This window comes from Gardnerella vaginalis 1500E, from assembly GCF_000263595.1.
Classification (GTDB): domain Bacteria; phylum Actinomycetota; class Actinomycetes; order Actinomycetales; family Bifidobacteriaceae; genus Bifidobacterium; species Bifidobacterium vaginale_E.
The window spans coordinates 18695-42546 of sequence record NZ_ADES01000005.1 but is presented as its reverse complement, the minus strand read 5'-3'; the positions used below and the strand labels follow the sequence as shown (position 1 = coordinate 42546).

The window sequence follows — 23852 nt, the reverse complement described above, 5'->3', positions numbered from 1 at the left end:
GTGATTTATGTAAAGGAAAAGTAAAACAGTAAATAGTAAAAACAACAAAAAGAGGCTGGCTTATTAGAAACCAGCCTCTTTTATTACTCGTTATCACTCATAAACAAAGCGGCATATACTTCGTTAATAACGCTTAAATCATGCCCTTTTCTAGCGGCAGCTGCAAAAAATCTGCGTCTTCTAACTAAAGGCTCAAGATTTTTCGTACGTTGAGCAGTTTTTCGTCCAAGCTCCCAAGCTGCTTCAGTAAATACTCCCGAATTTTGAGCTAACTCCACGCATTTCGAAATAGCGTCAGGATTGACATTCTTACGATGCAATTCCATGCGTGTAGCTCTAGCACCAAGAAGCCGCGCTACGCAAGAGCGAATTACCATTTGAGCGTATTGATTGTCATCAAGAAGATGCAATTCAATTAAACGATTAATAACCGAATCAACAACAACTTCACAGTATCCTTTTTCTTTAAGACGCTGACGCATATCTATTACAGAGCGAGGAGCATAATCTAAAAGTCTTAAAGCTGCTTCCCTACAATCATCTTCATCACCTTCACAAGTCTTATCACTAGCGCAAAGCTTGTCACTTGCGAAATTCTTATCGTTTAAATCACACTTGTTAGCGCCTTTTACATACGGCATGTTGTTTGTATTAGTTTTTGCGCTTAAACGTGATGATTTACGCGATGTGCGCTTACGAGTATTAAGAGTGACGTCATTACTTTCATCATATTCGCTAGTAAGCGTTACTGGATGATTGCGAAGAAAACTCGATACACTAATCACCATATCAATTCGCTTTATACGCTAATCTTCTATTACTTTTTTGCTGAAGATTTTGCAGTAGAACTTTTAGCATCCGAAGCTTCATCTGCACGATCCAATTCTGGATCCTCAGCAAATTGATCATCTGGATGCATTAAACCTAATGCTGCCTTAATCTTTTCGCTAATTTCTTCAGTAATAGCTGGATTATCTTTTAGGAATTTACGAACGTTTTCGCGACCCTGACCGAGTTGCTCACCTTCGTAAGTAAACCACGAACCAGATTTCTTAATAACATCAGCCTGCAAGCCCATGTCAATAACAGAACCTTCTGTGGAAATACCTTCACCGTACAAAACATCAAACTCAGCAGTTTTAAATGGCGGAGCCATCTTATTTTTAACAATCTTAACTTTAGTGCGATTACCAATAGCTTCTTCGCCCTCTTTAATAGTGGAAACCCTACGAATATCCATACGCACAGACGCGTAGAATTTCAAAGCCTTACCACCAGTAGTTGTTTCAGGATTACCGAAGAATACGCCAATTTTTTCACGAAGCTGATTAATAAAAATAGCGGTAGTTCCAGCTTGAGAAAGAGCACCAGTCATTTTACGAAGAGCCTGACTCATTAAGCGAGCCTGCAAACCAACGTGACTATCTCCCATATCTCCATCAATTTCAGCCTTAGGAACTAAAGCTGCCACAGAATCAACAACAATCACATCCAAAGCACCAGAACGAATAAGCATATCCGCAATTTCCAACGCCTGCTCGCCGTTGTCAGGCTGAGAAACAATAAGTGCATCAGTGTCGACACCGAGTTTTCTGGCGTACACAGGATCCAAAGCGTGTTCTGCATCAATAAACGCTGCTACACCACCGTTTTTTTGAGCATTAGCAACAATATGCAATGCAAGAGTTGTTTTACCAGACGATTCTGGACCGTAAACTTCAACAATACGTCCACGCGGAACACCACCAATACCCAAAGCAGTATCCAAAGCGATTGAACCTGTAGGAATCACTTCTACATCTTGCATAGGCCTGTCGCCCAAGCGCATTGCAGAACCTTTTCCGTATTGTCTTTCAACATTAGCTAATGCAGTTTCCAGCGCGGCTTGACGACGAGGATCTGCCTTATCTGCATCAATAAGACGATCAACAGTGCTTTTACCTTTTGCTGTTTGCGCCATGTTTGCTACTCCTTTCGCATGCCGTTATGTATCGAACGACATTAGTTCGACACATGATGCTACTGCAAGCGCTTTTGAGCAATGTGGATAAAAGCTAAAGCTAAATATTCACCATGACGCTTGAGTGCGCTGCAATCATCTCAACAATCTCAAGTATACTACAAATACGAACATTTGTTCGATACTGCGTGTCTTGCTTGTAAATCAGCCAAAAGTTCAAATATTACTCGAATACAGACAGTAAATAATCTAAGATTTTAAGCAAATTATGTACCGTAGATTTACGCACTTGCTCACGACTACCTTCTAAATTAAGTTCAAAAACAAGAACAACATCTTTTTTAGAAGTGTAATCCCACATATTGCTAACACAATCCAAACAAAGAAGATCACTAGATTTTTGCAAAATCAAATCACGCAAATTAAAAGATTCAGGAAGCAAAACACCAACATAAACCAATCCAGCAGGCTTACTGCCTTCCGGACCAGGGCCTGCAACTCCGGTTGTTGAAAGACCAATTATTGGGAATCTAGAATCTGCCGAAGAATCATCGTCATACTCCCAACCAGCACCACGGTATATGCGAGACGCCCCCACTGCCATCTGCATAGCAACATCCTTAAAAACCGCACCTTCGGTCTGTAAAAGATGAGCGTCGACGCCTAAAATTTTAGCTTTAGCGTGAATATCGTAAGTAACAGCAGAACCGCAAAATACGCGAGAAGCTCCAGGAACGCAAACAAAAGCGTCCGCAAGTAAACCACCTGTTAAAGATTCAGCAGCAGCAATATGAAAACCTAGCTGAACGCTATTAGATAATATGCGCTCAGCTAGGTTTTTGAGAGACACAGGAGAAGAATTATTCATTGCAACGGTGTCAATGGAGCTTCATTAACTTGCTTATCTGCTTGAGAATCATCAACAGAATCCTTCTCAAAGAAAGCACTGTACACGTACAGCACTGCAGAGTAAAAAGCAAAGCCCAAAGAAATACCGAGCAAAGCAAAAGCTACAGAATAGTAAAGCGTAAGCCACCATGGAGGCGTAACTTGAGTATTAAAAATAACAGCCATAGGAGCAATAATCATTGCAAGACCAATAACCTGAGTTAAAGTCTTGTACTTTCCTGCAGAAGAAGCGGCAATAACCCTACCATTTCGACCAATAACGCAGAAACGAACAATTGTTATGCTGATTTCACGGATTAAGAACAGGATTGTAATCCACCAAATAACTTCTTCAAAAATAGAAGCAATCACAAGAGCTGCCAAAATTAACACTTTGTCTGCAATTGGATCAAGCAACTTGCCTAATTTAGTAACTTGATTATATTTACGAGCTAACCAACCATCAAGCTTATCTGTAACCGCCGCAATAAGGAACACAGCAAACGCCGCCCAACGCATCGGTACGGAGTTATGACCCCACTCGCCTGCAAGCAAATATAAAACAATAAAAACAATTGCCAACGCAATACGCACATAAGTTACGATATTTGGAGCACAATTCCAGCCTTCAAAAAACGAAGACTTAGCATTCTTCTTCATACGCATACCTTTATCTTATCGCAAACTAAAAACTTCTAGCGCGCCACCCAACACAGTTGTGCAACACAATAACACTACTTTATAACGAGTCAGACTCGCCACGAATAAAAGCCAAAACTTTTGGCAAATCTTCCGGCTGAACCAAAACTTCGCGAGCTTTAGAGCCCTCAGAAGGCCCCACGACTCCGCGAGATTCCAGCAAATCCATAAGTCGACCTGCCTTTGCAAAACCAACACGCAACTTACGCTGAAGCATTGAAGTAGAACCGAACTGCGAGCTAACAACAAGCTCAGCAGCCTGGAGCAACTCGTCCATATCGTCGCCAATATCGCTAGTTTTAAGCTTGCTTTGAGCTTGAGCATCCGCTTTTTGAGCCATTTGCTCAATATCTTCACGATACTTTGGCTTACGCTGCGTGCGAACATACTCCACAGCCTTGCGAATCTCAGATTCACTCACCCACGATCCCTGTACACGCTGAGGTTTTGCAGCACCCATTGGAAGGAACAAAGCATCTCCTTGACCAATCAAAGTTTCTGCACCAACAGTATCGAGAATAACCCTTGAATCAGTAGCAGACGAAGTAGCAAAAGCCAAGCGGGAAGGAATATTCGCCTTAATTAAGCCTGTTACAACGTCAACAGACGGACGCTGAGTAGCAAGAACCAAATGCACGCCTGCAGCTCGAGCAAGCTGAGTAATGCGCTGAATAGAACTTTCCACATCGTTCTTAGCAACCATCATCAAATCAGCCATCTCGTCCACAACCACAAGCAAATACGGGTATGGGGCAACTTTTCGCTCAGATCCAGCCGGAGCATGAACTTTGCCTTCACGAACAGCCTTGTTGAAATCTTTAACATGACGGAAACCAAAGAATTGCAAATCATCGTAGCGAGCATCCATCTCTTTAACAACCCACTCAAGAGCTTGAGCTGCCTTCTTAGGATCCGTAATAATCGGCGTAAGCAAATGCGGAATGCCAGCGTACGCAGAAAGCTCCACGCGCTTAGGATCAACCATAATCATTCGAACTTGCTCAGGAGTGGCCCTCATAATAATCGAAGTAAGCATTGAGTTAATAAAACTAGACTTACCAGAACCAGTGGCACCAGCAACAAGCAGATGCGGCATTTTATCGAGAGCAGCTGTTACGAAATGACCCTCAACATCTTTTCCAACGCCTGTAAGCATAGGATTAGGGTCATTCATGGCTTTTTGCGAGCGCAAAACATCTCCCAAATGCACAATCTCGCGGTCTACGTTTGGAATTTCAATACCAATAGCAGACTTTCCTGGAATTGGAGACAAAATACGCACATCCGTACTAGCTACAGCGTATGCAATATTTTTTTGCAAATTCGTAACTTTTTCAACTTTTACACCAGGTCCAAGCTCAACCTCGTACTGCGTAACAGAAGGGCCTCTAAGAAAACCGACTACCCGAGCATCGACGTCAAACTGTTCAAAAGTGGAAGTTAGAGCACGAATAACATTGTCATTTGCTTGAGTTCTAGCAGCATGAGGTTTTCCATGAGCAAGAATGTTCAAATCAGGAAGCATGTACGGTTGCAAAGCAGAATCTTCCGAAGAGTTTAGATTATTTTTAGCGCTTTCGTCAGCTAAATTATCTTCATTTTCTTGATCTTTTCTATATTGATCCATTTGCTCCGCCGGAATACTAGACCATGGATCTTTAGCAGAATCAACAGAACCGCTCATAGGAGCTTTAGGCAAGGTTTCTGCAGAAGTTAGTATTGGCGAAGAAGAAGCACTTCTAGGATTATTGCTTGATTTATCATTATTTGATTGCGAAGAATCTTTAGTATTTACAGGAATATAATTCTCGCTGTAGCCTTCAACATTGCTTACTGTTCTAACGCGTTGAGGTTTAGGTTGAGGTTTAACACGATCAAGATTTTCACTTGTTTCTGCATTAACGGCTGCAGCATGCGAAAATGCGTCATCTCCAGCATATTCGTCGAGCAAAGTATTGTCTTTTTCTTTATTTTTTCGATTAAATAGAGATTTCCACAATTTCAGCAAGTAAGCTGCACCTAAATTAGCGCTTTCTTTTTTAGAAGATTTTCCGTCGTGCGTTGGCACACCTTCGGCAAATTCCAAAGGCTCATCTTCATACGAATCCTTAGTTTTACCTGATTTAATTGATTCATTCACATCGTCTGATTCATCCGACTCGTCTAATTCATTTGACTCGTCTGAAGAATCCTCATCCTGCGAATTTTTCTTGTTTTTCTTTGAGAAGATTGACACAACACAGTTTGCAATATCGCTTACATGAAGACGAGCAATCATTAAAACTGCAAAAATAGAGATGATTACGAAAATTATGAGAGCAAATATGCGAGAAAAACCCCAAGATAGTGGAGAGCCTAAAGCAAAACCTAGCAATCCGCCCGCTTTTCTAACTGATTCAAAATCAAAAGCGTGACTTTTAGATGTAAGAGAAATATCGAGAATCGAGCATATTGAGCACAGAAGAATAATAAAACCAAAAACAACTCGATGATTCCCAGATTTTGCTCCACTATTTCGCATTAAGCGAAAAGCAATAACACTTAGCCACACAGGGAGCACGACGCTCATAACGCCAAGAGCGCCCGAAGCTAAAATATGCAACCCAACGCCAATAAAACCGCTTACATGGAACCATTCAGAAGCGCAGAATAATACGGCAAGAATTAGCATAACAAAGCATAAGCCGTCCCTGCGGTAAGCTTCATCGTATTCACCTACCCCAAAAAGTGAGCGAACTGCTTTGCCTAAAAGTCTTGGCACAAACAGAAGCATTGTCTCCCACCATGGTTCCTTAGGCGCTGCCTTACCAGCCATACAATACTCCTCCTGCACTATGTGCTATGTACTATGCGCTATGTAATACGCAATACGCAATGTCATCATCAACAACATGTATGTGTAACCATACCAGTCTACTCCATAGGCTGCGTTCGTTTAAGTTGGAGCAGTTACATAACAAAAAAGGCTGGTCAATACCAGCCGTTTAAGTGGGGTGGCTAACGCGGCTTGAACGCGCGACCTTCTGAACCACAATCAGATGCTCTACCGACTGAGCTATAGCCACCATGCGCGTGAAACGAACGAAACGAATAAACGAATAAACGAATAAACGAATAAACGAATCGAATCACACAACAGATGAATACTATACACGATTTTCTAGATTTCCGCCAGAGCAACACACTTCGGCGCGTCGCAGCCAAAACGTAAATTATTCGACAATAGCAAATGCAACAATAGATGTATGAGTTTTTCTGAGCAAAATCAGCGCATATTCGGCGTAACTGAAAACAGCAATAACATGACCGCACTTCTTCTCGGTTCAGGCGAACTTGGCAAGGAAATTGCGATTGAGCTTATGCGATTAGGCGTACGCGTTTTAGCAGCCGACAGCTATAAAAACGCTCCTGCAATGCAAATAGCTCACGAATACAGAGTGCTAGATATGTCTGATGCCGCTTCTCTTCAAAATCTTATTGATGAAGTGCATCCGAATATTATTATTCCGGAAGTTGAAGCAATCGCAACTAAAGTTTTGAAATGTGCTGCTCACAATAATATTCAGGTTGTTCCTAGCGCAGATATAGCAGCAATCGCAATGGACCGCGAGCGCTTGCGTAGGATTGCTCACGAAGATTTAGGCTTGCCTACTACGCCGTACCGTTTTGCGTCTTCTTATGAGGAGTTAGATGATGGCGCTCAGCACGTCGGCTACCCTTGCGTTGTTAAGCCTGTTATGAGTTCTTCCGGTCACGGACAGTCTATAGTTAAAAGCCCAGAAGCGCTTAAAGCTGCTTGGAATGAAGCTCAGCATGGAAGACGCGCGGCAGCCGGCCACGAAAACGAGTGTTCTCGCGTTATTGTTGAAGCTTTAGCTCCTCTTGACTACGAGCTTACAGTTCTTACAATAAGCTCTTGCGCAGGAATTACTACTTGCGAGCCGATCGCTCAGCGTCAGCAGGATGGCGATTATAGGGAATCTTGGCAGCCTGCGAATATTCCTGAATTGATTCGCACTAATGCGAAGAATATAGCAAAGCGTGCCGTAGAAGGTTTAACTAATATTGCTCACGATTCTAACGAAACAGGTTGGGGCGTGTATGGTGTTGAACTATTTGTGTTAAAAGATGGTTCGTTGCTTTTTAACGAGCTTTCTCCTCGCCCGCACGATACTGGCATGGTAACTATGATTTCACAACATTACAGCGAGTTTGCGCTTCACGTGCTCGCTATTTTAGGCGTTCCTGTTACAGCAAACTACACTTCGCTTTCGTTAAAAGATAACGAGGTTGCTGCAAGTCATGCGATTGTTGTTGAGGGCGAAGGAGAAGTTGGATTTACTAATATTTCCAATGCTCTACAAGCGGACGAAAATTATAGAAGCGGCTTGCGTATTTTTGCTAAGCCTTCAGTTCACGGCCACAGACGTATGGCTGTGGCTCTTGCTATAGGATTTAGTCAAGAGGATGCAAGAAAAAATGCGACACGCATCATAAGAGCATTGCATACGGATAGTTCAAATGCTGAAATACTTTGAAAATAAAGGTATTAAACAATAATTTATATTGCACCTCGGCAATATTTGCCGGAAATTTTGTAGGTAACAATTGTTACGCTAATCGTGCTGGCCAAGGTCAGGTAAACCTACAAATACTGTTGGTTTGCGCCTACAACTATGAATGCACGTAAGAGAGGGCATATCATGGAAAAACTTGACAAGTTGTATGAAGGCAAAGCCAAAAAACTGTACGCTACCGATGACACCAATGTGCTCTGGGTTGAATATATGAACCAGGCAACCGCTGGTAACGGTCTGAAGAAAGCTCAGATCGCCGGTAAAGGCAGTTTAAACAACCGGATTACTTCTTTACTATTCCATTTACTTGAGGCGCGCGGCGTAAAAAGCCACTTCCTCGGACGTATTTCCGATACTGAACAACTCGTAAAGCGTATGCGCATGTTCCCGCTGGAAATTATTATGCGCAATACTGCTGCTGGTTCTTTCGCAAAACGTTATAACGTTAAAGAAGGAACCCCATTAAAGAAGCCATTGTTGGAGTTCTGTGTGAAGTCCGACGAACTTGGCGATCCATTTATTAACCCTGAAGGCGTTGTGGCTCTTGGATTAGCTACAGATGAAGAGATGACGGAAATCACTCGTCAAGCTCACGCTGTAAACAATGCTTTGCTTGATATTTTCTCCAAGATTGATGTTCAGCTTGTTGACTTCAAGATTGAAGAAGGCGTGGACGCGCAAGGTAATATTCTTCTTGCTGATGAAATTACGCCTGATACTTGCAGACTTTGGGATAAACGCAATGCCGGCGGAAATTCTGGCACGAACGGCGTAAGTCATTTGGATAAAGACTTATTCCGACGCGATTTGGGAGACATAATTCCGGCTTATGAAGAAATTCACAGCAGGCTGGAAAACTTAGCAAAAAGCGAAGGTTTAAACGTTTGCGTGCGTAAACCGGATGATTGTGTGAATCAATAAAGTTTTGTTGTGGCTCGTGCCCTTAGGGGTGCGAGCCACACGCATTCTTACATAATTTAACCAATAATTTAACCAATAATTTAAGCCACAACTTAACACATAACTTAACTAACAATTTATAACTTAAAAGCCCATAACAAACACTGCTCATACCGCACTTTCAACAAGGTAGGTTTCTCGTGGTATTTCGCGTATATGTGGAAAAACGCAATGGTTTTGACGTTCAAGCTCAACAACTTTTACATGAGCTTAAGGAAATTCTTGGCATAAGCGCGATTACTTCCGCACGAATTATCAACAGATACGATTTAGAAGGTATTGACGAAGATTTGTTCAATACTGCTGTGCGAACTGTATTAAGCGAGCCGCCGGTTGATAACACCTACGACTATTTGCCTATTGAAACAAGCGAGCACGTGTTTGCTGTTGAATTTTTGCCTGGTCAGTTCGACCAGCGCGCGCAATCCGCAAGCGAGTGCATTCAGCTTATTAGTCAAGGTGAGCGCCCAACTGTGCGTACTGCTAAAGTAATTGCGCTAAAAGGCAATCTTGACGAAGAAGCCATGGATGCTATTAAGCATTACGTTATTAACCCTGTTGAGGCTAGAGAGGCAAGTCTTGACGAAGTAAAGAGTTTGCAGCGAGAAACAGTAGTTCCTGCGGACGTTGAAGTAATTAATACTTTTAACGATTTAGACGAATCTGGATTACAGAAGTTTATTGAGGATCGCGGCTTAGCGATGGATTTGGCTGACGCAAAGTTCTGCCAGCAATACTTCAGGGAAGAAAATCACAATCCTACTATTACAGAAATTCGCGTTATTGATACGTACTGGTCCGACCACTGCCGTCACACAACTTTTGGCACGGAGCTTACAAATATTACGATTGACGATAGTACAGTTCAAGAAGCGTTTAATCGTTATCTTGATTTGCGAAAAGAGTTAAATCGCGAAAATAAGCCTGTTTGCTTAATGGATATGGCAACTATTGGTGCTAAATATTTGAAGCATACTGGCGAGCTTAAAAATTTGGATGAGTCGGAAGAAATCAACGCTTGCACGGTAAAAGTTAAGGTTGATGTAAACGGCCACGATGAGGATTGGCTGTTCCTGTTTAAGAACGAAACGCATAATCATCCTACAGAAATTGAGCCTTTCGGTGGAGCTGCAACTTGCATTGGCGGATGCATTCGAGATCCTCTTTCTGGCAGATCCTACGTTTACCAAGCTATGCGCGTAACCGGTGCTGCAGATCCGCGCACGCCTATTAGTGAAACTTTAAACGGTAAGCTGCCGCAGCGAAAGATTGTAACTTCTGCTGCAGCCGGCTACTCTTCTTACGGAAATCAGATTGGTTTAGCTACAGGCGAAGTGCATGAGTTATACCACCCTGGGTATGTTGCTAAGCGTATGGAAGTTGGCGCTGTTGTTGCCGCTACCCCAGCCGACCATGTGCGCAGGGAAACTCCTGCTCCAGGAGACGTGATTATTCTTCTTGGCGGACGAACTGGACGCGACGGCATTGGCGGTGCAACTGGCGCTTCAAAAGCGCAGGATGTTGAAAGCATTGAAGAATGCGGTGCAGAAGTTCAAAAAGGTAACGCTCCTATTGAACGCAAATTGCAAAGGTTATTCCGCCGCAAGGATGCTTGCCAACTTATTAAGCGTTGCAACGATTTTGGCGCTGGCGGCGTTTCTGTGGCAACTGGCGAAATTGCCGACGGTTTAACTATTAATCTCGACAAGGTTTCTAAAAAGTACGAGGGTCTCGACGGCACTGAGCTTGCTATTTCTGAATCCCAGGAGCGCATGGCTGTTGATGTTGCTGCCAATGATGCTGATGCATTTTTGAAGTATGCTCGTGAAGAAAATTTGGAAGCAGAAATCATTGCGACTGTTACCGAAGAAGCTCGAATGCGCATGACTTGGCGCGGAAAAACCATTGTAGACTTAAGCCGCTCATTCTTGGCTTCTAACGGTGCTCCAAAACAGCAGGTTCTTCATATTGAAAGTGGAAAATCTTACGATAACCCATGGCAGAATCAGTCTAATTTGACTCTCACTGAACGTATGCGCTTACTTGTTTCAAACATTAATATTGCTTCAAACAAGGGTTTGGCAGAACGCTTCGATTCTACAATTGGTGCAGCAACTGTGCTTATGCCTTTTGGTGGACGTCGTCAGCTTACTCCAGCTCAGGCTATGGTTGCTAAATTCCCAGTATTTGGCGAAACAAACACTGCTTCCGCAATGGCTTGGGGCTTTAATCCGTATTTGATGGAAAATAATCAGTTTACTGGAGCTTATGTTGCGGTTGTTGAGTCTTTGGCAAAGCTAGCAGCAAGCGGTTTCACGCGCGAACGTGCTTACTTGAGTTTGCAAGAGTATTTTGGCAAGCCTCACGATGTTCCAGAACGTTGGGGAAAGCCAGCTGCAGCAGTTCTTGGCGCTTTAAGCGCTCAGCTTGATTTTGGTGTTGGCGCTATTGGCGGCAAAGATTCTATGAGCGGCAGTTTTGAGAATTTGGATGTTCCACCAACTTTAATTTCCTTTGCTGTTTCTACTGGAGATGCGCGTTTAACTGTTTCGCCAGAATTTAAGGGCGTAAATCATAAGGTTTTGCGAATTGCTCCACAATATAAATCCGACGGAATTACTCCAGAAAAGGAAAGTTTCCTTAAAACTCTTGAATTAATCGAAAATATTACGAAGAACAAGCAAGCTCTTGCTGTTGCCACTCCTGGCTACGGTGCGAGCGCGGAAATCTTATTCAAGATGACGCTTGGAAATCATATCGGTCTTAAATTATTCAATAATTTAAGCAACGATGATTTATTTAAGCCAGCATACGGAAGCTTCTACGTTGAGCTTAAAGAAAACGCTGAGGTTCCATCTTCAGATAACACAAGCTTGGTTGACGTTGAGATTATTGGCGAAACGACTGAGAATTACGCAATTATTTCCGCAAATGGCGAAGAAGTTGATTTAAGCGATTTGCAAAAGATTTGGGAAAGCGAACTTTCCTCAATCTTCCCATATAAAAAGCCTGGTGAGATTGTAGAAACTATTAGTAACGAAAATAATGCTTCTACTACAAACCACGCGCACACAGGAAAGCCAAAGCCGCTTTCTCACCCGCGCGTTATTATTCCAGTCTTCCCTGGAAATAATTGCGAGTACGATACTCAAGCTGCTTTCGAGCGTGCAGGTGCCGACGCTCATACGCTTATTATTAACAACTTGAGCGCTAAAGATATTGCAGAGTCTGCAAAGAAACTTGTTGAGGAGATTAATAAGAGCCAGATTGTTATGATTCCTGGCGGCTTCTCCGGCGGCGACGAGCCGGACGGTTCAGCAAAGTTTATTGCATCCTTCTTTAGAAATCCGGAAGTGACTGACGCTGTGCGCGATCTGCTTAAGAATCGAGACGGACTTATGCTGGGCATTTGCAACGGTTTCCAAGCACTTATTAAGCTTGGTTTAGTGCCTTTTGGCGATATTGTTCCTATCGATTCTAACTGCCCAACGCTTACTTATAACACGATTGGCAGGCATCAAAGCCGAATTGTGCGTACTAGAGTCGCTTCAAACATGTCTCCATGGCTTAAAAATACTGAAGTTGGCGATATTCACACTGTTGCTATTTCTCATGGCGAAGGTCGTTTTATTGCAACGCCAGAAGTTATGGAAAAGCTTATTAACAACGGCCAAGTAGCTACGCAATACGTTGATAGTAATGGCGTTCCAAGCATGAGTTTGAATGTGAATCCAAACGGATCGATTATGTCCGTTGAAGGAATTACCAGCCCAGATGGTCGAGTTTTTGGAAAGATGGGTCATTGCGAGAGAGCAGGCGAAGGCTTGTACGTGAACATTCCTGATTTCCACGAACAGCCACTGTTTGATGCCGGAGTCCAGTACTTCACGGCGTGAGCATGAGCGGCATGAAACGTAACATTAGCTTATTAGAAGCATGTGCAACAATGAGTATAGTTTCGCGAATTAAAGTAAGCGATTACAAGGGGGTTAAAGATGTCTGCAGAGCTTGAGGACATTCACGAAGAGTGCGGAGTGTTTGGTGTTTGGGGTCACAAAGATGCTTCCAGGCTCACTTATTTTGGCTTGCATGCGCTTCAGCATCGCGGCCAAGAGGGAGCTGGAATAGTATCTAACGATAACGGCACTCTTCACGGACATCGCGGACTAGGCCTACTTACGCAAGTTTTTAGCAACGAGCAGGTTATGGAACGTTTAACAGGAAATCGTGCTATTGGCCATGTGCGTTACGCTACTGCAGGATCTGGAAGTGTTGATAACATTCAACCTTTCTTATTCCGCTTCCACGATGGAGATGCAGCTTTAGCTCATAACGGAAATTTGACGAATTGCACAAGCTTACGCAATTCTTTAGAAGACAATGGCGCTATTATCCACTCAAATTCCGACACTGAAATACTAATGCACTTAATTAGACGCTCTAATAAACCAACTTTTATGGAACGTCTTAAAGAAGCGTTACTAACTGTTCACGGCGGATTTGCTTACCTGCTTCTTACAGAAGATTCTTTAATTGGCGCTACGGATCCAAACGGCTTCCGCCCGCTTGCTCTTGGTCGCATGCAAAACGGCGCCTACGTTCTTTCTTCTGAAACTTGCGCTTTTGATATTGTTCGCGCCGAATTTATTCGAGATATTGAGCCTGGAGAAATAATCGTTATTAACGACGAAGGCTACACGATTGAGCGCTACACGGATCATGTGCAACAAGCAGTGTGCTCAATGGAGTTTATTTACTTTGCTCGCCCAGATTCTAATATTTACGGAATTAACGTGCATGCTGCAAGAAAGCGCATGGGATCTCGTTTAGCTCAAGAATCCCCTGTTGAAGCAGACATGGTTATTGGAGTTCCTAACTCTTCTCTTTCTGCAGCCGCAGGATACGCAGAAGCAAGTGGCCTTCCTAACGAAATGGGATTAATAAAAAACCAGTATGTAGCTCGCACTTTTATTCAGCCAACTCAAGAATTGCGTGAGCAGGGTGTGCGCATGAAACTTTCTGCTGTGCGCAGTGTTGTTGAAGGAAAACGCGTTATTGTTATTGACGATTCAATCGTGCGCGGCACAACTTCTAAGCGCATTGTGCAATTGCTTCGAGAAGCTGGCGCTAAAGAAGTGCATATGCGTATTTCTTCCCCACCTCTTAAATATCCTTGCTTCTACGGTATTGATATTCAAACAACTAAAGAACTTATTGCAGCAAAACATTCAGTTGAGGAGATTCGCGAGTATATTAACGCCGATTCCTTAGCGTTCCTGTCTTTGGACGGTTTAGTTGACTCAATTGGGTTAAATAAGCCTGCTCCTTATGGCGGATTGTGTGTTGCATACTTTAATGGCGACTACCCTACTGCACTTGACGATTACGGAGAAGAATTCTTGGCTTCACTTACTACTGAAGAACGCGAGCATCTGCAGGAAGTAAGGAAACACAGTAAATATTCACACGAAAACCTTATATAACTTAATATTTTACTTATTTACGGCAATTTATTAACAAATATTTAAGAAAATACGTATAACAATTTAGGAAAGGAATCAACATGCCGCACGCATATGATGAAGCTGGCGTAAGCGTAGAAGCAGGATACGAAGTAGTACGTCGTATTAAATCACATGTGAATCGCACGAAGCGTCCAGGCGTTATGGGCGGCATCGGCGGATTCGGCGGCTTATTTGATTTAGCATCACTCGGCTACAAAGAGCCAGTGCTGATTTCTGGCACGGATGGCGTTGGAACCAAGCTTATGGTTGCCAAAATGATGAATAAGCACGATACAATCGGCATTGATTGCGTTGCTATGTGCGTAAACGATATTGCAGCACAAGGCGCAGAACCACTGTTCTTCCTTGACTACATTGCTTGCGGAAAAAATAATCCTGCACTACTTGAGCAGGTTGTTGCAGGAGTTGCAGACGGTTGCGTGCAATCAGAAGCAGGCTTAATTGGCGGCGAAACTGCTGAAATGCCTGGAATGTATGCAGAGGACGAGTACGATCTTGCAGGTTTTGCAGTTGGCGTTGCAGAACGCTCAAATATTGTTGACGGATCCACAATCACCACTGGCGACGTTCTAATAGGCTTGCCTTCTTCTGGAGTTCACTCGAACGGTTTCTCGCTTGTGCGTAAAGCTTTGTTTGAAGAAGCAGGCTACGACGTAAACACCAAACTTGAAGAGCTAGATGGAAAAACTATTGGCGAAGTTCTGCTCGAACCTACGCGAATTTATGTAAAAGCTTTGAAACCGCTTTTTGCAAAGCATCTTATTAAGGGAGTGGCTCACATTACAGGCGGCGGATTTATTGAGAATATTCCACGCATGTACGCTGACGGTTTGGCTGCAAAAATCGATACGTCAAGCTGGAATGTTCCGCCTATTTTTGACGTTATTGAAAAAGCTGGAAACGTTAATCATGCAGAAATGTTCAATGTTTTTAACATGGGAATCGGCATGATTTTGGCGGTTGATAAAAACAAGGCCGAAGAAGCACTTAGCACACTAAGCGAAAATAACGAAACAGCTTATGTTATTGGCAAAATGATTGAGCGCGAAAACGCTGCAGTTGAGTTGCAATAAAACTATAAAGGACAGAAAATGAAAGTTTTAGTTGTTGGTTCCGGCGCTAGAGAACACGCTATTGCACACGCACTTCTTAAAGGCAAAAGCGTTGAAGAAGTAACGGTTGCGCCTGGAAACCCGGGTATTGCAGCAGATGGAATTAAAACCGTAAACATTAGTCAGTCGGATCACGAAGCTCTTATTAACTTCGTTAAAGAGCACAACTACGACTTTGCGTTTATTGGCCCAGAAGTGCCGCTTATGAACGGAATCGTGGACGATTTTGAAGCCAATAACATTCCCGCTTTTGGCCCAAACAAGGCGGCGGCTCAAATCGAAGGCTCTAAGGATTTTGCAAAAAAGCTTATGCATCGCCACAACGTTCCAACAGCAGCCTACCAAACTTTTGACGCTTTAGAACCAGCACGCGCATACGTGCTTGAGCATGGTGCTCCAATTGTTATTAAAGCCGACGGTTTAGCAGCAGGAAAAGGCGTAACTGTTGCAATGGACGAGCAAACCGCAATTGAAGCTTTGGAAGATATTTTCGTTGATCACCGTTTTGGTCAAGCCGGAGCAAAAGTTGTTATTGAAGAATTTTTGCAAGGACAAGAGTTTTCGCTTATGAGCTTTGTAAGCGGCACTGATTTTTGGGTTATGCCAATTTCACAAGATCATAAGCGCGCCTACGATGGCGATAAAGGACCAAACACTGGCGGAATGGGAGCTTATAGCCCTGTGCCACAAATCAGTAGCGAAACTGTTAAGCGCGCTATTGACGAGATTGTGCGACCAACTGTTGAAGGCTTAGCTAAAGAAGGAACGCCTTTTACAGGCATACTTTACGCAGGTTTGATTGATACAGCTTCGGGTCCTAAAGTTATTGAGTTTAACGCTCGATTTGGAGACCCAGAAACAGAAGTTGTGCTTCCTCGCCTTACTTCAGATTTTGGTGCAGCTATATGGAATATTTTGCAGCATAAAACACCAACTTTTACTTGGAAGAATAGCGGTGTTACGCTCGGCGTAATAATTGCAAGCGAAGGCTACCCTGGAACTTTAGTTACTGGAACTCCACTTCCGCACATTCCTGTTGATGAAAATCAAGGTCAGCACGTGTATTATGCAGGAGTTAAAAGCCAGGAAGAAACCGGCAATCTCGCGACTTCTTCCGGACGCGTAGCGCTTGTACAAGTGCACGGAGAAGACGTAGAAGATGCGCAAAAGAAGGTCTACGCAATATTGGACAATCTTAATCTTCCACACATGTTCTTTAGGCACGACATAGCTTCAAAAGCGCTTAAATAACCACATAAGCTATAAACTTTTTGTTTAGTGTGGCGCGAGTTTTGGGGGATTTCTCTCCTCGCACGTCCCGTCCTTCGGGCGCTCTGGCTGTTAAAGGCGCTTATTGTGTTCGCCTATCTTTAAAGAATGTAGCTTCTCAGTCCTCTTTTAGTGCTCGTAGAGAAATCCCCCAAACTCTGCATGCTAATTCGCTAATAACCGTGCCTTATCTACGGCATAGTAAAGAAGTTAGTGTTGCGAGTGTAGTTCTTTCCGGCTGTAACATCGTACTGTATAAGCTTATAGTCGTCCAAAAGCTGCTTAGTTTGCTCATCCATTGCTGAGTAAACCATTGGTCTGCCGTCGTGATCAAGGTAAATTGGTTGACCCTCAGGGATTCTATCCCAGCCTTGAATTGTGTTAACAACAGGCGGCTCCATTGCACTAATATGCTTATGAAGCTTTGTAAGGAAAGCAACATACGGCGAAACCTTAGCGTTCATATGACGCGCAACCTGGGAAATAAAGAAGTTTGGAGAAGAATAAGCTTCTGTTTTTGCGTTAATCTTCTTAGAAGATTTAAGATTTTCTTTAGCAGCCTTATTTGACCAAATAAAGTAATCTGTTAAATGCAAAATAAGAGAATTATTCTTATCCGCACTAGCTGTAGAGTATGCTCCAGGAAGATGATCACCATAGAACAATACGGTTACAGGCTTATTGAGTTTGTTCAGATTATTAAGGAACTTAGAAGTTGCTTTATCCGTATAATTTGCGCCTTTAGCGTATGTTTGAATAATAGAAGCCTCTTCCTCACCCAAAGGCTTGCTTGAATCAGTAGAAGACACCTTAAAATCATTATTCTTATACCAATCGTTATAAGGCATATGATTTTGCATTGTAACAAGCTGAATAAAATCAGGAGAAGACTTGCGCGAAATAGATTCTAAAACGCTGGAATACGCGGAATCATCCGACACGTACGGCGCTAAATCAATACGCTTCTGATACTTAATAACATCCGGCTTGCGCAAAGAATAGAACTTAGTAAAACCGAACTTCTTATAATTCTTAGCGCGCAAATACATGGAAGGCTCAAACGGGTGGAAAGCAAAAGAGCTTTTACCATCGTTCCAATAACGGTTTATTGTTGGAGTCCACGACTTTTTAGGAACTAGCTGCTGATACGGGCTTGTAAGCGAAGGATCAAAATTAACCATGCTTAAACCGGTCATAGTCATGTATTCAAGATTTGCTGTTCCTCCGCCGTAGCCAGAAGAAAGCATAAGACCGCTATCCGTATTCTTTTTCACACTGTCAATAAAAGGAATAATCGCCTTATTAAAAGAAATTCCAGGAACGCGTGAAGGATTTGCAAAAGATTCGGAAAGAATAACAATAAGAGTGCTGTTATTTATTTTATTCTTACGAGAAGCGTTAAGTTTGTTAGCTGCTTTCTCGTAGCGAGCTACCACTTGTTTCATGGTTTCTTCGCTATAGTTTGCAGGCTTCGACATGATTTTTGGATTAACCTGCCTAGTAAAAGCAACTATTGGTCCGTTAAGTTGCGCATCGTAAGCAGAATCCCACATTGCAGGACGGTCGCCCATAAATTGGTTAAAAGAATTAGCAACAGAACCAACAGTGCCAACAGAAGCAACATACCACGAGAAGGATGCGAAAATCAGCACAAAAATTCCAGCTCGCACACCGTAGCGCAAACGCTTGTCTTCAAACCAAACTACTTTTCCACGGTTCTTATCTAATAAATGAATCGTCATAAAAACTACAACGAAAATAATCACGCAAATTATTGCGTATAAAGTAACGCGAGCAGCATTAGGCGGCAAAAATGTTGAAATATTGCCGGTATCGCTTTGCAAAAAATTCAGGTCAGCAGGAAGAATTGCCTCATTTCGCACAAAAATCTTCATGTACTCAATAATCGAAATAATTATGCAAAGAGACAGCAAAACCATTGAAGTAAGCCAAAAACGGTTAGTAAGAATAATAATTAATCCATAAATAACCGCAAAAATAAGCAAATTAAGCACAAATATGAAGTTTAAATTTTCCCAAATGTTGCTGAACATTCGCGTAATATTTTCAATCAGACCATTCAAAACCTGGCTGCGAGAGCCTGTTTGCACGCCCATCTGAAAAATAACCATCATTCCAACGCTATTTAGAACGAAAAATACTATATAAAGCCAGCGCGGAATAGCTATTTGATGCTTATTTAATATCTTTAGCAAAGATGAAAAGAAATTTTTGGAATTACTCTGCTCTTTAGAGTCTTCCCCCTTATAGTCACCCTCTTCCTTCTCGCTTTTTGAAGACTCCAGCGCAATTTCATCCATAATAATTCCAATCGTTCCTAGCTAAACGAATCCTTATACATGCACAATAATTGATTATTGTAGTTATTGCTATCGTCATACTTGCATATTTATTAGTACAAGTAGCTCGACATGCTGATATTTTTCATACTTCCGGTGGATTACAATATATGTTTCGGCAACTACGATTAGAACAGTAAAAACTATAAAAATAGAACAGCAAAAACTATAAAAACTAAAGCAAATATTAAGAAAAAATTAAGATACATAAACTATATTTCAGTTGGGTGAAATATTGCGAGTATCGTTCACTTTAAAAGTTGTTTGCACGTAGTTAAGCAAGAAAGTGTAGGATTCAAGCATGCTGCAATTGGCAAAAATAAGTCTTTTGCAAGGCTGGTTACCAACAAGCTTATTTAGTTTAACCGGCTTAACTTTATTCGTGCTGATTTTCACTAAATCAAAACGCTCAAAACACTTATTTAGCATAATAAACCTGCTTATACAGCTAGGTGTTGCAAGCATATTTTTCATAGTTGGCGGATTAATTGCTTGGCTAATTTCAGACGTATTCCTTGTGTTTGGAGTAAGCCTTGGTTGGCTTGTTATTATTTGCGTTGCAATAGGATTTGCTCTTGTTGGCTTTGCTGGCACAGCATTCGTGTTCACTAAAGGTTGGAAACGACTAGTTGCTGTTATTGCTATTGTTTTAACTCTTATTAGCACAGCTTTAAGAGTTGATATGGTTTACGGTGAATACACAACACTTGGATCAATTTTTGGAATGGGTAATTTCCCAAAGCTTGAGGTTAATAAGGAAAAATCTGCTACTGCAAGCATTGAAGAATGGTACAGTTTAGCAAAACAAAATAAGCTTCCAAAAATGCCTAAAAAAGGTATTCTTCGCTCAGCACACATTCCTAACACATACTCAAAGTTCAAAGCTCGCACAGCAAACGTTTATTTGCCTCCTGCAGCGCTTGTAAAGCATCCACCAAAGCTTCCAGTTATGGTTATGCTAGCAGGACAGCCCGGTAGCCCAAATCACTTCTTTGCAGCCAGCGACATTGCTGAAACTTTAGACGATTACGCAAAATCTCATAAAGGCTTAGCTCCTATTGTTGTAGCCCCAGATCAAAACGGTGAAGCGACACATAACTCACTTTGTGCAGATACTGGAGTTTACGGCAAAGCAGAAACGTATTTAATTCGCGACGTGCCTAACTGGATTCGCAAAAATCTTCCAGTAAGCAAAGACCCAAGCATGTGGCTTATGGGAGGCTTTTCTCAAGGCGGAACTTGCGCTACTCAATTAGTTCCAGCGCATCCGAATATTTTTAGAAGCATGTATTCTGCCGGCGGCGAACTAGAACCAACGTATCAAAACCGTCAAGAAACAATTAAACGCTACTTTAACGGAAATACTTCAGCATACGAGCGTCACGTTCCTAGTAAAATAATGCGAAAAAACGCTCCGCTAAAACAAAACTATTATGCTATTGCCGGCTATTGGGATCCTAAATCTCAAGCAAATCAGGCGACTATTGCTTTAAGCGCACACAGCGCAGGTATTAACGTTTTAACAATGCTCGCTAAAAATTCTGGACACGATTGGCATACAGTAAAAGCAGGATTGAAAGTAGTTCTTGATCTTTTCTGCAAGCAAACAGGCATTTCAAAAACTGTTCCAAATCTAAATACGTATCCGAATGTAAAAATTCTTGTTCATAAAAAAGTGAATCGAGACTAATATGGCACTGTCTTTTTTCAATAAGCATAAGCTCAGAAGCCAGGAAGATGGTCAACAAAAAAGCTTAGACCGTAGCAGCAATCAAACATCTAGCCATATTAGAGTTTTTCTGCACGACTTTATTTCCTGGCTTCGCCAGCGCGTTTTTGCTCTTACAATCACATGCATTTTTATTGTTATAAATTTCGCACATTGGTTTACAAGAACATTAATGCACATATACACTTACGGCACAAACGCAACTCTTGCGCAACTTTTTATGCGACACCATCCCTCAAAAGGATCTAGCTTCCTCTTCGGCCACGCAAACATGTCGGAGCTGCTGCTAAAAATCTGCCACTCGCTTGTTTTCGTAAACAGCATGCCTTCACTTTTAGTCAACTGTTTCCTCGTTATTATTCTCATAGGCGTTGCAGAAACTCGCATAAGCAGACTTCGTATTGTTTCTATTGCTGTATCTAGTACGCTAATTGGAATAGTTGTTGGACTGACGATTATTGGCAATCTTTCTATGCTTATTAGCAACATGCACTGGATTACTAGAATCCCTATAAGATTGTCTCCATTTACGCTGTTTATTGGCGCTTTTATGGCATCTTCGGCAAACGAATCGATTTTGTGGCATAGACGAATGCTTGTAATCGGCTACGCTGTTACTTCTGCAATGATGCTTTATAGTGGAAACCCTGGCGACTATTGCACTATTATTGCTGCTTTTACAGGCCATATTATTGGCAATATTGTGTGCAAACCAAAGGGAATAAAGCATAACGTAAACTGGTGGGAAGGCACAGATTACGAGATTCGAAAGCTTTTTGCATACGCTCAAGGAATTATTGCTCTTGGACCATTATTAGCATTATCTTCGCGCTCACACGCCGGCATTCTTACAACTCTTGGACTGTTTATGTCTCCGCAAATGGGTTCAAAGCCGTGGATTACTCGCTGCATTAGCAATTACAGTGCAAATAGTTGCTTGCTTCATTCTGGATTGCATCACGCGACTATTGGCGGAGTGTGGATTCGTATTCTTCTGCCAATTGTAACTATGCTGATTGTTGCGTGGGGAATGTTACGCGGACGTAAGCTTGCAGCATGGACTTCCATTGTTATTAACGCAATTACTGTGCTTTATGCTGGAATGTACTTCACAATTTTGCCGCTTATTGCAACAAATCAGCATATTTCAATACACCAGCATAATGCTGTTGCTGTTGCGTTTATGCTTACCGCTCTTCCGCCTCTGCTTATGACTATTCTTCTTGCTATTAATCTTAAGCATTTTTCGATTACTACAAGCCGTTTTCAAGTTCGCGTAGGATTAGTCGCAATTATTGTAACGCTGTGGATTACAGCTGTAGGCTACGTAACTTTTGGCCTTATGATAGCAGACAACTTTAAGCCTATTGCAAATATTCATCATCTTTTGCGAGATTTACCTGGACGATGGATGCCTATGGGCTTTGGAAACCGTTCTAACGCAATGCTTCGCACGGAAACACCACTATCTTCCATATTAGCGCAATCTGTTGGCGTAATATTTTGGGCTGTTCTTTTTATAGTTTGCTTTACATGGTTTAGAAGCAAAATTTCAACCAACGAAAAAGATAGAGAAAAAGCAAGCTCACTTGTGGAACTTGGCGGAAACACTATGAGCTTCATGACCACTTGGCCAAATAACCATTATTGGTTCTCCCCAAGCGGAAAATCCGCAATCGCATACCGCTTAAGCTACGATATTGCACTTACTCTTACCGGGCCGTTTGGAGATTCCAAAGAATATAAGCAAGATCTTCGTGGATTTATTAGCTTATGCGAAAAAAATTCGTGGTCTCCAGCATTTTACGCAGTTCATGAGAATGTGCGTCAAGAGTTAGAAAAGCTTGGTTTTACGTCTATTAAAGTTGGAACAGATATGCTTGTAGACCCAAGTAAGTGGCAGACTCGCGGAAAAAAATGGCAAGATATTCGTACCGCTATCAATAAAGCAAAACGAGATGGAATAAGCGATATTTTAACAACATATAAACAAGCTTCTTTTGACGTTCAGCAGCAGATTGTTGAAATTTCGGAAGAGTGGGCTGAGCTTAAATCCCTTCCGGAAATGAAATTTACTTTGGGTGGTTTGGATGAGCTTCAAGACGAGCGCGTAAAAATACTGTACGCAATCGACGAAAATGAACGCGTACTGGGCGTAACAAGCTGGATGCCTACTTATAGAAATCATAAAATTATTGGCTGGACGCTTGATTTTATGCGACATCGCACAGATAGTCCAAACGGAATTATGGAATTGCTGATTGCAAGAATGGCAGAACGCTTGCGCGACGAGGGATTAGAAAATCCTGAATCTGCCGTGGAATTTATGAGCTTATCTGCAGCACCTTTGGCAGGAATAGGCGAAAACGCAGACAGTAAAAATGCAGAAAGCGAAAGCTCAGAAAGCGAAAGCTCAGAAAGCGAAAACGCAACAATAGCAGATTCTCAACAATCTTCAAATGTTATTAACCATGCTCTGGCAATGATGTCCGATATTTTGGAACCTGCTTACGGATTCAAATCGCTTTACTTCTTCAAAAAGAAGTTCCAGCCGGAAGCTAGCTCAGTTTACGTATGCTATTTGGATTCTGCAAAACTTGCACAAATATCTTTGGCTGTAACACACGCTTACTTACCTGAAGCTAGTGCAAAACAAATCTTGGAAATGGCTAAATCATTACGGCCAAAAACACGTGAACTTAACAAATAATTTGTTAAGTTTTGCATAAAACTTCGGCGAGTTCTCCCTAGTGTTGCGTAAAGTAGCAATTGC

At 42.1% G+C, this 23852-nt stretch carries 14 protein-coding genes and 1 tRNA gene; 8 read left to right on the top strand and 7 right to left on the bottom strand.

Annotated features, from left to right (window positions below; genetic code table 11):
* Window positions 1-83 precede the first annotated feature (83 nt).
* From CGSMWGV1500E_RS04695 to CGSMWGV1500E_RS04720, 6 genes are all read right to left on the bottom strand, one after another.
* Window positions 84-788 (bottom strand): regulatory protein RecX, encoded by a 705-nt coding sequence (locus CGSMWGV1500E_RS04695; RefSeq protein WP_004127004.1) that lies wholly within the window; start codon window positions 786-788, stop codon window positions 84-86.
* 29 nt (window positions 789-817) lie between these two features.
* The gene (recA, locus tag CGSMWGV1500E_RS04700) at window positions 818-1960 is read right to left on the bottom strand and encodes a recombinase RecA (RefSeq protein WP_004127001.1); all 1143 of its coding nucleotides are present in this window, start codon (window positions 1958-1960) and stop codon (window positions 818-820) included.
* A gap of 223 nt (window positions 1961-2183) precedes the next feature.
* Window positions 2184-2828 carry a CinA family protein gene (locus tag CGSMWGV1500E_RS04705; protein WP_004126999.1) on the bottom strand — a complete coding sequence of 215 codons (645 nt, stop codon included), beginning with the start codon at window positions 2826-2828 and terminating at the stop codon, window positions 2184-2186.
* Window positions 2825-3508 (bottom strand): CDP-diacylglycerol--glycerol-3-phosphate 3-phosphatidyltransferase, encoded by a 684-nt coding sequence (gene pgsA, locus CGSMWGV1500E_RS04710; protein WP_004126996.1) that lies wholly within the window; start codon window positions 3506-3508, stop codon window positions 2825-2827. Before pgsA ends, CGSMWGV1500E_RS04705 begins: the two co-directional genes overlap by 4 nt.
* A gap of 79 nt (window positions 3509-3587) precedes the next feature.
* Window positions 3588-6362 carry a DNA translocase FtsK gene (locus CGSMWGV1500E_RS04715; protein WP_004126993.1) on the bottom strand — a complete coding sequence of 925 codons (2775 nt, stop codon included), beginning with the start codon at window positions 6360-6362 and terminating at the stop codon, window positions 3588-3590.
* A gap of 174 nt (window positions 6363-6536) precedes the next feature.
* A tRNA-His gene (locus tag CGSMWGV1500E_RS04720) sits at window positions 6537-6612 on the bottom strand.
* A 180-nt stretch (window positions 6613-6792) separates the two neighbouring features.
* Between CGSMWGV1500E_RS04720 and purT the strand changes: the two genes are divergently transcribed.
* The 6 genes from purT (at window position 6793) to purD (ending at window position 16972) form a co-directional block, all read left to right on the top strand.
* Window positions 6793-8085, top strand: a complete 1293-nt coding sequence (gene purT, locus CGSMWGV1500E_RS04725; protein ID WP_004126989.1) for a formate-dependent phosphoribosylglycinamide formyltransferase — start codon at window positions 6793-6795, stop codon at window positions 8083-8085.
* Window positions 8086-8250: 165 nt separating this feature from the next.
* Window positions 8251-9045 carry a phosphoribosylaminoimidazolesuccinocarboxamide synthase gene (purC, locus tag CGSMWGV1500E_RS04730; protein WP_004126986.1) on the top strand — a complete coding sequence of 265 codons (795 nt, stop codon included), beginning with the start codon at window positions 8251-8253 and terminating at the stop codon, window positions 9043-9045.
* A gap of 179 nt (window positions 9046-9224) precedes the next feature.
* Window positions 9225-12980: a phosphoribosylformylglycinamidine synthase gene (locus tag CGSMWGV1500E_RS04735; protein WP_004126983.1), complete on the top strand. Its 3756-nt coding sequence runs from the start codon at window positions 9225-9227 to the stop codon at window positions 12978-12980.
* A gap of 99 nt (window positions 12981-13079) precedes the next feature.
* On the top strand, window positions 13080-14567 hold the full coding sequence (gene purF, locus CGSMWGV1500E_RS04740) for an amidophosphoribosyltransferase (protein ID WP_004126980.1): 1488 nt from the start codon (window positions 13080-13082) through the stop codon (window positions 14565-14567).
* Between the two features lie 80 nt (window positions 14568-14647).
* Window positions 14648-15682 (top strand): phosphoribosylformylglycinamidine cyclo-ligase, encoded by a 1035-nt coding sequence (gene purM / locus CGSMWGV1500E_RS04745; protein WP_004126978.1) that lies wholly within the window; start codon window positions 14648-14650, stop codon window positions 15680-15682.
* Window positions 15683-15700: 18 nt separating this feature from the next.
* Window positions 15701-16972, top strand: coding sequence for a phosphoribosylamine--glycine ligase (gene purD, locus CGSMWGV1500E_RS04750; protein ID WP_004126975.1), 1272 nt, complete (start codon window positions 15701-15703; stop codon window positions 16970-16972).
* 209 nt (window positions 16973-17181) lie between these two features.
* Here purD and CGSMWGV1500E_RS04755 read toward each other — a convergent pair whose 3' ends face one another.
* Complete coding sequence (locus CGSMWGV1500E_RS04755) at window positions 17182-19311, bottom strand: LTA synthase family protein (protein WP_004126972.1); 2130 nt, start codon at window positions 19309-19311, stop codon at window positions 17182-17184.
* A 340-nt stretch (window positions 19312-19651) separates the two neighbouring features.
* On the opposite strand from CGSMWGV1500E_RS04755, the gene CGSMWGV1500E_RS04760 reads away from it, so the two are divergent.
* Together CGSMWGV1500E_RS04760 and CGSMWGV1500E_RS04765 are read left to right on the top strand one after the other, a co-directional pair.
* Complete coding sequence (locus CGSMWGV1500E_RS04760) at window positions 19652-21040, top strand: alpha/beta hydrolase-fold protein (protein ID WP_032843396.1); 1389 nt, start codon at window positions 19652-19654, stop codon at window positions 21038-21040.
* Window position 21041: 1 nt separating this feature from the next.
* The gene (locus tag CGSMWGV1500E_RS04765) at window positions 21042-23789 is read left to right on the top strand and encodes a bifunctional lysylphosphatidylglycerol flippase/synthetase MprF (RefSeq protein ID WP_004126963.1); all 2748 of its coding nucleotides are present in this window, start codon (window positions 21042-21044) and stop codon (window positions 23787-23789) included.
* Window positions 23790-23852: the final 63 nt, after the last annotated feature.